The following is a 9,691-nucleotide window of genomic DNA, read 5'->3' on the forward strand; positions in this document are numbered from 1 at the left end:
CCGTCGTCACAGCCGGCTCAGGTAGCCGGGCAGTTCCGTGTCCGGGTGGAGGCCGGCGTCGGGCAGGGGGGTGTCGTAGCCCTTGCGGAGGGGCAGTACGCCTGCCCAGTGGGGGAGGGCGAGGTCCTCGGGCTCGTCGTTCACGCCGCCGGTGCGGATCTTGGCCGAGACCTCGGCGAGGTCGATGCGGATCACCGCCGTCGCGGCCAGTTCCTTCTTGTCGGCCGGCCGGGAGTCGGCGGCCCGGCCGGGGACGATGTGGTCGACCAGGGCGTCGAGCGCGGTCCGCTTCTCCTCCGGGTCGGTGACGTCGTGCGCCACGCCGTGCACCACCACGCTGCGGTAGTTGATCGAGTGGTGGAAGGCGGAACGGGCCAGGACCAGGCCGTCCACATGCGTCACCGTGAGACACACGGGCAGCCCCGTGTCGGCCCGCCCCGTCATCCGCAGCGGGCGCGAGCCCGTCGAACCGTGCACATAGAGGGTCTCGCCGACCCGCCCGTACAGCGTCGGCAGCACCACCGGTGCGCCGTCGCGGACGAATCCGAGGTGGCAGACGTAGCCCTCGTCGAGCAGCGCGTGGACCAAGTCCTTGTCGTACGACGCCCGCTGCGGGGCCCGGGTGGGGACCGTGCGGTCGGTCGGGGCGTAGGCGGCGGGCTCGGACGTCGCGCTCGTCGCCCCCGTCGGCTGAGTGGACCCCTGCATGGTGCTCTCCTTGCGATCCGTATTGCACTAGTACATAATGTGGTTTGTGCTAGGAGAGTATCGGTTCGCCGGGCGTCGCGCAGCGGAGATTTCCGCGAACATCGAGCAGGCGGTCGGGACGGGTGAACTGGAGCCAGGTCAACTGCTGCCTCCCATGCGGGAGTTGGCGGATCTGCTCGGGGTGAACCCGAACACCGTCGCGGCCGCCTATCGCACGCTGCGCGAACGCGGCGTGATCGAGACCGACGGCCGGCGGGGCAGTCGGGTGCGCTCGAAGCCGGCGACGACCGGACGTGAGTTCATCCGCGTCGAGGTGCCCGAGGGCGTGCGGGACCTGTCCACCGGCAACCCCGACCCGGCCCTGCTGCCGGCGCTCGCACCGGCCTTCGCGTGGGCCGCCGAGCGGGGCGACCGGGAGCCGGTCCTGTACGGGGGCGAGCCCGTGGATCCCGAACTGGCCGGCCTGGCCCGGGCCGACTGGGCGGCGGACGGTGTGCCGACGGGTCCCGTCGCCGTCACCTCCGGGTCGCTCGACGCCATCGAGCGCGTCCTCGCCGCCCACCTCAGGCCCGGTGACACGGTCGCCGTCGAGGACCCCGGCTGGGGCTCGCTGCTCGACCTCGTCCCGGCGCTCGGGCTGCGCACGGCGCCCGTCGGTGTCGACGACGAAGGGCCGCTGCCCGAGGACGTGGCCCGCGCGCTGGCGGGCGGCGCCCGCGCCCTGATCGTCACCGACCGGGCGCAGAACCCGACCGGCGCCGCGGTGAGCGCCGCACGCGCGCGTGCGCTGCGCGAGGTGCTGCGGGGGCATCCGGGGACCCTGCTCGTCGAGGACGACCACGGTCACCGGATCGTCGACCTGCCCCTGTATCCCCTCGCCGGCGCCACCCGGCACTGGGCCTTCGTCCGGTCCGCCGCCAAGGCCTACGGTCCTGACCTGCGGCTCGCCGTCCTCACCGGGGACGAGGTCACCCTCGACCGCGTCCGTGGACGCCAGCGGCTCGGGCCCGGCTGGGTCAGCCGGATCACCCAGCGGGCGGTGGCGCGGCTGTGGGCGGACGGCGCGGTGGACGCGGGGGAGGTCGCGGCGGCGTACGGGCGGCGGCGTGACGCGCTGATCGCGGCGCTGGCCGAGCGGGGGGTGGCCGCACGGGGCCGCAGCGGGATGAACGTGTGGGTCCCCGTGCCGGACGAGACGGGGGCGGTGGCCCGGTTGTTGCAGGCCGGGTGGGCTGTCGCACCGGGCGCGCGGTTTCGGCTGGCGTCACCCGCGGGGGTGCGGGTGACCGTGTCCGCGGTGGGGGAGGGGGAGGTGGGGGAGTTGGCGGACGCGGTGGCGTCCGTGGTGCGCGTGTCACCGGGGCGGGGGTATGTGTAGGGCGGGGCGCGTCGTCCGATGCGGGGCGCGAATCACAGCGGGGCGCATCGAGGGTGCGTCGTGGCCGGGGCGCGCAGTTTCCCGCGCCCCTTCACGCCGGACCGTTCGCCCCCGTTCCCCCGGCCGGCCCCGCGCGGGCGCCTGCCCCCCGGCCCACACCCGGCGATACCGGGTGTGGGCCCGGTGGCGTTACCTGTCGGCCAGCTTGCGGAAGTCCCAGGAGACGATCTTCTCCGGGCGCAGCCGAACCCACGCGTGCCGTCCGTCGTGGGGCATCGCGTCCAGGCCGAAGTTCTTGCGGGCGAACAGCGTCTCCACGGCGTCGAGTTCGGCGCACAGCTCACCGGTGCGCGGGACCTCGCCCACGAACTCTGCGGTGCCGGACAGCTCCACGCCCCGCAGCGAGTCGTACTCCTCGCCGGAGTCGATCACGATCGCGACCCGGGGGTCACGGCGCAGGTCGGCCCACCGCTTGCTGCGCACCACCGAGTACAGCCACAGTGCCGAGCCGTCCCACAGGAACCACAGGGCACTCACGTGCGGGGCGCCGTCGGCGGAGACGGTCGCGACCCGGCAGGTGCGCTGGAACGTGAGGAACGCGTCCAGCTCTCCCGGGGTCATCATGATCTTTCGGCCCCGGCGCTGAGTCACGGTCATCCGGCCCTCTTTTCTGTTCTCTTCTCTCACGTCGCGCCAGAGCCGGGCTCTGACGGCACGTCAAAAAAGGATGCTTCCCCAAAGGATGAGTCTTCTTCCCTGCTCACGCAACGGTGGCTATTCTCACCCGACTTCACCCGCCGGCCGCCCCGGAGGAGCCATGCCGTCGTACGGATCACTCGGTGACCTCCTCGTCCCCGAGCACACCGTCCTGCTGACCGTCGAGTGCCAGCAGGGCGTCGTCGGCCCCACCGCCGCGCTGCCCGAACTCGCCCGCCACGCACGGGAGTCGGGCGCGCTCGCCAACGTCGCCCGGCTCGTGGCCGGGGCGCACGCGAGCGGCGTCCAGGTGCTGCACGCCGTCGCCGAACGCCGCCCGGACGGCCGGGGATCCAACCGCAACGCCCGGCTGTTCCGCGCAGCCGAACGCCTCCCCGTGCGGCAACTCCCCGGTACGGACGCGGTCCGCGTGGCGCCCCCCATCGAGGTCGCCGCACAGGATCTCGTCGTACGGCGTCTGCACGGGCTGTCGCCGATCCAGGGCACCGACGTCGACGCCCTGCTGCGCAACCTGGGCTGCCGCACCCTGGTCGTCGCCGGCGTCTCGGCCAACGTGGCGGTCCCCAACGCCGTCTTCGACGCCGTCAACCGGGGCTACACCGCCGTCGTGCCGGCCGACGCCATCGCGGGGGTGCCTTCGGAGTACACCCCCGCGATGATCCGCCACACCCTCGCGTTGGTCGCCACGGTCGCGACCACGGACGAGGTGCTGGCCTGCTTCGAGCGGGCGGACGGCGGCGTCAGGCCAGGGTGATGGAGTCCCCGCTGACCTTGATCTGCACCTCGGGCAGCGGCTTCGTCGCCGGACCGCTCTTCACGCTGCCGTCCGTGATCGAGAAGTTGCTGTTGTGGCAGGGGCAGTTGATGACGCCGTCGGCGATGCTCTTCACCGCGCAGCCCTGGTGGGTGCACACGGACGAGAACGCCTTGAACTGACCCGCCGACGGCTGCACGACGACGACCTTCTTGTCCTCGAAGACCTTTCCGCCGCCCTGCGGGATCTCGGCGGTCGTCGTGAGCGCCGCGCCGCCCGCGGCGCCGCCGGTGTTCGCCGACGAATCGCCGGTCGAACCGGCGGAGCCCGCCGCTCCGGCGGTGCCCGCGCCGGCCGACGAGTTCGACGAGCCCGACGCGTCGTCGTAGGAGCCACCGCACGCGGTCAGCGCGACGGCGAGCCCGGCGGCTCCGGCGGCGGCCACCACGGCACGACGGGCGGGTCCGGACGCGGGATTCAGGGATGCGCTGGTCATGCTGGGGTTTCCCTTCGGGGGACGATCGGTGATCTGCCGAGATGTACGGGCCACGGACGCTCCGTGTTCAGCGCCCGCGCAACTGCGGACCGTGCCAAGAGACTGACCCCGTCGAGGTCAGCGGGGCGTAAGCCGGAGCTGTCACCGGTGCGAGGGCGACCGCGGGGGATGCGGACAGCGGCCCCCGCGTCCACGGTCCTACCGCCCCACGCCCCCTCGTGCGGTCATCCTGCGGACAGCATGTCCGCCACCGTGGACGCCGCCGTACGGTGCCAGGTCCCGCTGTGGCGGAGCATGGCGTGGTCCCCATCCGGCATCACTACGGCGTCGGCCCTGGCCCCCGCCGCACGGGCCCGCTCGACGAACGCCAGGGACGCGCCGGGGTCGGTGACCCGGTCCCGGTCCCCGTGGAGCACGACGATCCGCTTGCCGCCGAGATGCTCCACGGGCTCCCCCGGCGGGCACCACGGAGCCAGGGCCAGCACGCCCCGCACCTGGGCCGCTGCCGCGGCGCGCAGGGCAGCGCGCCCGCCCATCGAGTGCCCCACCAGCACCACCGGAACGTCCCCCGCGAGCCGGGTCAGTTCGCTCAGCGCCCTGTGGACGTCCTTCAGCGTGTCGGCCGCGGAGCCGTTCCACCCCCGCAGCCGGTAGCGCACCTCGCCCAGCAGGACGTCGTCGGGCACCTCCCGGGCGACGGAGCGCACGAAGGGCCTCATGCGGACCGCGGCGAGTTGCCAGGGCCGGGAGCGGGCACGGCTGTCGGCCCGGCCACCGTGCAGGAACAGCACGGCCGCACGCGCCGCGGGCGTGGCCCGGCGCGTCACCAGCGCGGACGCCGGGTCCTGCACCGTGCCCTCCCCGGCCTGCCGGGTCCGCTCGTGCTCGGTCATCCGTCCTCCTTGCAGGTCGTCCCGCCCCCCGCCGTCCGGTGATCCCGACCGGGGCCCGGCGCGCGGCCGCCCGAGCAGTCTGACGTCGTTCCGTATTTCATGGGAGAGGGACCAATCCGCGACCGCCCCGGTACCGGAATACGTTCGGAGATGTCCCGAGCTCGGAGGACCACGTGAGACACGCCGTACACATCGGCACGGACCCATCGGCGTCACCGGACCTTCGGAGGCTGACGAACCGGGTGGCCCTCGGGGCGACGGCGTGACGTCCGCCGATCTTCACATGCTGACGGGCGCATACGCCCTGCACGCCCTGTCCGACGACGAACGCGAGGAGTTCGAGCGGCACCTCGCCGAGTGCGCGAGCTGCGCGCGGGAGACCGCCGAGCTGACGGCCATCGCGGCCCGGCTGGGGATGGCGGTGTCCCGGACGCCACGCCCGGCGCTGCGCGAGGAGGTGCTGCGCCGGGTCGCCGCCGTACGGCAGCAGACGCCCGGTCCGCCGCCCTGAGCCCGGGGTGCGCACCGGCTCAGCGGCGCGCACCGGTCCTCGGACGGGACACCGTCCTCTTGGGCGGCCGCGGGAAGAACCCACTCGTCCGGGCCGCGTACTCGGCGAAGCCCGGACGGTCCGCCATCCGGCGTTCCAGCAGCCGCTGCCCGCTGCCCTTGGTCAGCAGCAGGCTCATCACCACCGGGGAGACCAGGGAGACGGCGGCCGCCGCGCCCGAGTCGCAGGTGATCAGGTACAGCCCCCACCACACGCAGAAGTCGCCGAAGTAGTTGGGATGGCGCGTGTAGCGCCACAGGCCCCGGTCCATGATCCGGCCCTTGTGCGCCGGATCCGCCTTGAAACGGGCGAGCTGGGCGTCCCCCACCGCCTCGAAGAACACACCGACCGCCCACAGCAGCGTCCCGGCGACGGCCCACGCCGACATGGGCCCGGTGACGTACTGCGCGGCCTGCACGGGGAGCGACACGAGCCACACCAGCGCGCCCTGGAGCAGGTACACCTTCCGCAGGGCGTACAGGTTCCGGTCGCCGGGCGCCTTGGCGAGCAGGTCGTCGTAGCGGGGGTCCTCGCCGTGCCCGCGTCCCCGCCGGGCGATGTGCACCGCCAGCCGCACCCCCCACACCGCGGTCAGCGCGGTCACCAGGAGCCGCCGGCCCGGGTCGCCGTGGTCGGCGGACGCCACGAAGGTCACCAGCGCCACCGCCGTGAAGGCGAGACCCCAGGCGCAGTCGACGATCCGGTGGACGCCCTTGCGCACGGCGACGGCGAAGGTGACCAGCATGACGGCGAGAGCCGCGCCCGCCGCCCAGGCCAGGTTGACGGCGAACGCCGCCCAGGGGAAGGTCATCGGAGGGCCTCCTTGGTCAACAGGTACTGCTGCACGTCGAGGTATCCGGAGCGGAAACCCGCCTCGGAGTAGGCCAGGTAGAAGGTCCACATACGGCGGAACGTGGTGTCGAAGCCGAGCGCGGCCACCTCGTCCGCCCGCTCGGCGAACCGCTCCCGCCACAGCCGCAGCGTCTCGGCGTAGTGCTCGCCGTAGGCGTCGCGGCGGGCCACGCGCAGCGCGGTGTGGTCGCGGACCGTCTCGGCCACCGCCTCCACGGAGGGCAGCAGCCCGCCGGGGAAGACGTACTTCTGGATCCAGGTGAAGGTGTCGCGGGAGGCCAGCATGCGGTCGTGCGGCATGGTGATGGCCTGGAGGGCGACCTTGCCGCCGGGGACCAGCAGGTCGTCCAGCGCGCGGAAGTAGACCGGCCAGAACTCCGCGCCCACGGCCTCCACCATCTCGACGCTCACGACGGCGTCGTACGCGCCGCGCGCCTCCCGGTAGTCGCGCAGTTCGACGCCGACCCGGTCGCTGAGACCCGCCGCGGCGACGCGCTCCAGCGCCAGGTCGCGCTGTTCCCGGGACAGGGTGAGCGAGGTGACGTGCGCGCCGCGCGCGGCGGCGCGGATCGCCAGTTCCCCCCAGCCGGTGCCGATCTCCAGCAGCCGTGTCCCCTCGCGCACGCCCGCCAGGTCGAGCAGCCGGTCGATCTTGCGGTGCTGGGCGGCGGGCAGCAGGTCCCAGGCGGCGGGGAAGCCGTCGAAGAGGGCCGCCGAGTAGGTGAGCGTGCCGTCCAGGAAGAGGGCGAAGAGGTCGTTGGACAGGTCGTAGTGGCGGCTGATGTTGTCGCGGGCCCCACCGGGGGTGTTGCGCTCGGAGTCCGGCCGGCGCAGCGCCCACAGACCGCGCAGCCGTTGCAGCGGGCGGGGGATCAGCCGGGCCGCGTTCCCGGCGAGCACCGTGAGGACGGCGACGAGGTCGGGCGTGTCCCACTCGCCGGCCATGTACGACTCGCCGAAGCCGACCAGGCCCTGGCTGCCGATCCGGGCGTGGAAGGCCTTCGGGTCGCGGACGTCCATCACCGGGCCGCCCGCGCCGACCGAGGAGCCGTCCGGGAAGCGCACGTGCAGGGGCAGATCGCGCAGGGCACGGCGTACGACGGCCGCGGTGACCGCGGTCCGGGCCCACGAGGCGTCCGGCGGCACGGCCACGTCGGGCCAGCGCGTCCGGTCGACGGCGAAGTCGCGCGGGCGCGTGGTCACGGTCCGCCCCGCGTGGGCGGGTCGGGGGTCGGCGGTCCTCATGCGGCGTTCTCCGGGTTCTCGCGGCGGTCTCGCTGGTCGGGATCGGTGTCTTCGAGTGCGGATACGGGAGCGGGGCGGGGCTGCACCGGCAGTCCCCGCAGGTACAGGCGGACGCCGTGCAGCCGGATGGCGGCCGACACGGCGAGCGTCGACCAGGGCCGGCGCACCGCCAGACGCAGCACGGCGCCCGCGGACACCTCGCGCCGCACCCCGCGCACGGTGGCCGTGAAGGGTCTGCCGCCCTCCCGCTCCAGGTGCACGGTCAGGTCGAGCCGGTCCTGCGGGCGGGGCAGACGCATGCGGTAGCGGCCGTCGACCGGGAAGAAGGGGGAGACGTAGAACTCCTTGTCGGCGAGGGCCGTCCCCGACGCGTCCGGGCGCAGCAGATAACAGTGGCGCCCGCCGTAGGTGTTGTGGACCTCGGCGACCACACAGCGCGCGGAGCCGTCGGGGCCGTGGCACCAGTACAGGGTGAGCGGGTTGAAGACATGGCCGAGCACGCGCGCGTGGGTGAGCATGACGACCGGGCCGCCGTCGAGGCGCACCCCGCGGGAAGCGAGGAACGCGTCCAGCCCCGCGCGCAGGGAGGGTTGGTCGCCGGTGAAGTGGTCGCGCGGGTCGAAGCGCGCCAACGGCCTGATCAGGCGGGGGAGTCGAGGCGGGTGGTCGGGGTCGATCAGCCACATGTAGGTGCGGTGCCGCAGCGCGTACCGCAGGGGCGCGGAGCGCACGTGGGTGATCGTGCACGGGTACAGGGCGGACGCGAAGCTCACCACCGCACCCCCAGTGCCGCGGCGGCCGTCACACCGGAGCGGCAGCCGTCCTCGTGGAAGCCCCAGCCGTGGTAGGCGCCCGCGAACGCGGTGACGGAGCTGTTCAGTTCGGGCAGCCGCTGCTGTGCGGTGACCGACTCGGGCGTGTAGACGGGGTGTTCGTACACCATGCGGGCGAGCACCCGCTGCGGGTCCACCCGGTCCTGCGCGCCCAGGGAGACCACGTAGCGTTCGGGCGCGTCGAGCCGTTGCAGGCGGTTCATGTCGTAGCTGACCCGCACCCGGTCGGCGCCCGCCTCGCACGACGGCATCAGGTAGTTCCACGAGGCGCGGGCGCCCCGGGAGCGGGGCAGCACAGCGGTGTCGGTGTGCAGGAGCGTCGTGTTGCGCGAGTAGCGGAACGCGCCGAGCACGTCCTTCTCCAGCGGGGTGGCGTCGGCCAGCAGGCTCAGCGCCTGGTCGGGGTGGGTGGCGACCACCACGGCGTCGTACGACTCCGTGACGCCGGCGTGGGTCGTGACGTCGACGCCGTCGGGGCGCCGCCGTACCGCCCGGACCGGCGTCGCCGTGCGCACCGCGTCCAGCCGGTCCGCCACCCGCTCGACATAGGCGCGCGAACCGCCTGTGACGGTGCGCCAGGTCGGGGAGCCGCTCACGGAGAGCATCCCGTGGTGCTCCAGGAAGCGGAACAGATAGGCGGCCGGGTAGCGTTGGGCGGTGGCGGCGTCGCAGGACCAGACCGCCGACACGACCGGAGTCATGAAGTGGGCGCGGAAGTAAGGCGAGAAGCCGTGCCGGTCGAGGAACTCGCCCAGTGTCGTGGCGCTTTCGTCCGGCCGGGCGAGGTGCCGACGGGCCGCCCGGTGGAAGGCGGGGACCTCGGCGAGCATCCGCAGATACGCGCCGCGCAGGGCGTTGCCCGGACGGGCGAACAGACCCGCGGGGCCGCGGGCGCCGGCGTACTCCAGACCGCACCCCTCACACCGCACCGACATGCTCATCTCCGACTCCTGGGTGGCGACGCCGAGCTCGCCGAACAGGCGCAGGAGCTTGGGATAGGTGCGGCGGTTGTGCACGATGAAGCCGGAGTCGACGTGCCGCCGTGTGCCGTCCCGTGAGGTCAGCTCGTGCGTGTGGGCGTGACCGCCGAGCCGGCCGTCGGCCTCGTACAGAGTGACGTGGTGGGCGCGGGCGAGGACGTATGCGGCGATCAGGCCGGCGACCCCGCTGCCGACGACGGCCGTACGCCGCCGCCCCCGCCGGACGTCACCGTCCGACGCGTCCCGTGACACCCCTGACATCGCTGCTCCCTCCGGCCGGCCGCA

The 9,691-nt window shown here is 73.7% G+C and carries 10 protein-coding genes and 1 pseudogene; 3 read left to right on the plus strand and 8 right to left on the minus strand.

Annotated elements, in window-relative coordinates; all coding sequences use genetic code 11:
- Positions 1–6 precede the first annotated feature (6 nt).
- A complete protein-coding gene (locus tag ACIOC0_RS00280; RefSeq protein ID WP_402150380.1) occupies positions 7–708 on the minus strand; it encodes a pyridoxamine 5'-phosphate oxidase family protein in 702 nt (233 codons plus the stop codon).
- A 46-nt stretch (positions 709–754) separates the two neighbouring features.
- Here ACIOC0_RS00280 and ACIOC0_RS00285 point away from each other — a divergent pair, with 46 nt between their 5' ends.
- Positions 755–2,086, plus strand: coding sequence for an aminotransferase class I/II-fold pyridoxal phosphate-dependent enzyme (locus ACIOC0_RS00285; protein WP_402150382.1), 1,332 nt, complete (start codon positions 755–757; stop codon positions 2,084–2,086).
- A 189-nt stretch (positions 2,087–2,275) separates the two neighbouring features.
- Here ACIOC0_RS00285 and ACIOC0_RS00290 read toward each other — a convergent pair whose 3' ends face one another.
- Positions 2,276–2,743: a pyridoxamine 5'-phosphate oxidase family protein gene (locus tag ACIOC0_RS00290; protein ID WP_351098064.1), complete on the minus strand. Its 468-nt coding sequence runs from the start codon at positions 2,741–2,743 to the stop codon at positions 2,276–2,278.
- A gap of 160 nt (positions 2,744–2,903) precedes the next feature.
- On the opposite strand from ACIOC0_RS00290, the gene ACIOC0_RS00295 reads away from it, so the two are divergent.
- Positions 2,904–3,557, plus strand: a complete 654-nt coding sequence (locus tag ACIOC0_RS00295) for a cysteine hydrolase (protein WP_402150384.1) — start codon at positions 2,904–2,906, stop codon at positions 3,555–3,557.
- On the opposite strand, the gene ACIOC0_RS00300 is transcribed toward ACIOC0_RS00295, so the two are convergent.
- Both ACIOC0_RS00300 and ACIOC0_RS00305 read right to left on the minus strand, forming a co-directional pair.
- Complete coding sequence (locus ACIOC0_RS00300; protein ID WP_402150386.1) at positions 3,544–4,053, minus strand: Rieske (2Fe-2S) protein; 510 nt, start codon at positions 4,051–4,053, stop codon at positions 3,544–3,546. The genes ACIOC0_RS00295 and ACIOC0_RS00300 overlap by 14 nt on opposite strands.
- A gap of 224 nt (positions 4,054–4,277) precedes the next feature.
- Positions 4,278–4,946 carry an alpha/beta fold hydrolase gene (locus ACIOC0_RS00305; protein ID WP_402150389.1) on the minus strand — a complete coding sequence of 223 codons (669 nt, stop codon included), beginning with the start codon at positions 4,944–4,946 and terminating at the stop codon, positions 4,278–4,280.
- Between the two features lie 262 nt (positions 4,947–5,208).
- Here ACIOC0_RS00305 and ACIOC0_RS00310 point away from each other — a divergent pair.
- Positions 5,209–5,445: pseudogene (locus ACIOC0_RS00310) on the plus strand (zf-HC2 domain-containing protein); the annotation flags it as partial.
- A 31-nt stretch (positions 5,446–5,476) separates the two neighbouring features.
- On the opposite strand, the gene ACIOC0_RS00315 reads toward ACIOC0_RS00310, so the two are convergent.
- From ACIOC0_RS00315 to ACIOC0_RS00330, 4 genes are read right to left on the minus strand one after another with little or no spacing between them, the layout of a single operon-like run.
- Positions 5,477–6,307 carry a DUF1295 domain-containing protein gene (locus tag ACIOC0_RS00315; protein ID WP_352252557.1) on the minus strand — a complete coding sequence of 277 codons (831 nt, stop codon included), beginning with the start codon at positions 6,305–6,307 and terminating at the stop codon, positions 5,477–5,479.
- Complete coding sequence (locus ACIOC0_RS00320) at positions 6,304–7,593, minus strand: class I SAM-dependent methyltransferase (RefSeq protein WP_402150393.1); 1,290 nt, start codon at positions 7,591–7,593, stop codon at positions 6,304–6,306. The genes ACIOC0_RS00315 and ACIOC0_RS00320 overlap by 4 nt, the downstream gene beginning before the upstream one ends.
- Positions 7,590–8,366 carry a DUF1365 domain-containing protein gene (locus ACIOC0_RS00325; RefSeq protein ID WP_402150396.1) on the minus strand — a complete coding sequence of 259 codons (777 nt, stop codon included), beginning with the start codon at positions 8,364–8,366 and terminating at the stop codon, positions 7,590–7,592. Before ACIOC0_RS00325 ends, ACIOC0_RS00320 begins: the two co-directional genes overlap by 4 nt.
- Complete coding sequence (locus ACIOC0_RS00330; RefSeq protein WP_402150399.1) at positions 8,363–9,667, minus strand: NAD(P)/FAD-dependent oxidoreductase; 1,305 nt, start codon at positions 9,665–9,667, stop codon at positions 8,363–8,365. The genes ACIOC0_RS00325 and ACIOC0_RS00330 overlap by 4 nt, the downstream gene beginning before the upstream one ends.
- Between the last annotated feature and the right edge of the window lie 24 nt (positions 9,668–9,691).

The sequence above is a fragment of the Streptomyces sp. NPDC088254 genome (genome assembly GCF_044740925.1).
Lineage (GTDB): Bacteria > Actinomycetota > Actinomycetes > Streptomycetales > Streptomycetaceae > Streptomyces.

Excerpts from the sequence above, each read along its gene's own strand:
- ACIOC0_RS00280 (WP_402150380.1), bottom strand. The coding sequence starts at position 708 with ATGCAGGGGTCCACTCAGCCGACGGGGGCGACGAGCGCGACGTCCGAG.
- ACIOC0_RS00290 (WP_351098064.1), bottom strand. The coding sequence starts at position 2,743 with ATGACCGTGACTCAGCGCCGGGGCCGAAAGATCATGATGACCCCGGGA.
- ACIOC0_RS00295 (WP_402150384.1), top strand. The coding sequence starts at position 2,904 with ATGCCGTCGTACGGATCACTCGGTGACCTCCTCGTCCCCGAGCACACC.
- ACIOC0_RS00300 (WP_402150386.1), bottom strand. The coding sequence starts at position 4,053 with ATGACCAGCGCATCCCTGAATCCCGCGTCCGGACCCGCCCGTCGTGCC.
- ACIOC0_RS00305 (WP_402150389.1), bottom strand. The coding sequence starts at position 4,946 with ATGACCGAGCACGAGCGGACCCGGCAGGCCGGGGAGGGCACGGTGCAG.
- ACIOC0_RS00315 (WP_352252557.1), bottom strand. The coding sequence starts at position 6,307 with ATGACCTTCCCCTGGGCGGCGTTCGCCGTCAACCTGGCCTGGGCGGCG.
- ACIOC0_RS00320 (WP_402150393.1), bottom strand. The coding sequence starts at position 7,593 with ATGAGGACCGCCGACCCCCGACCCGCCCACGCGGGGCGGACCGTGACC.
- ACIOC0_RS00330 (WP_402150399.1), bottom strand. The coding sequence starts at position 9,667 with ATGTCAGGGGTGTCACGGGACGCGTCGGACGGTGACGTCCGGCGGGGG.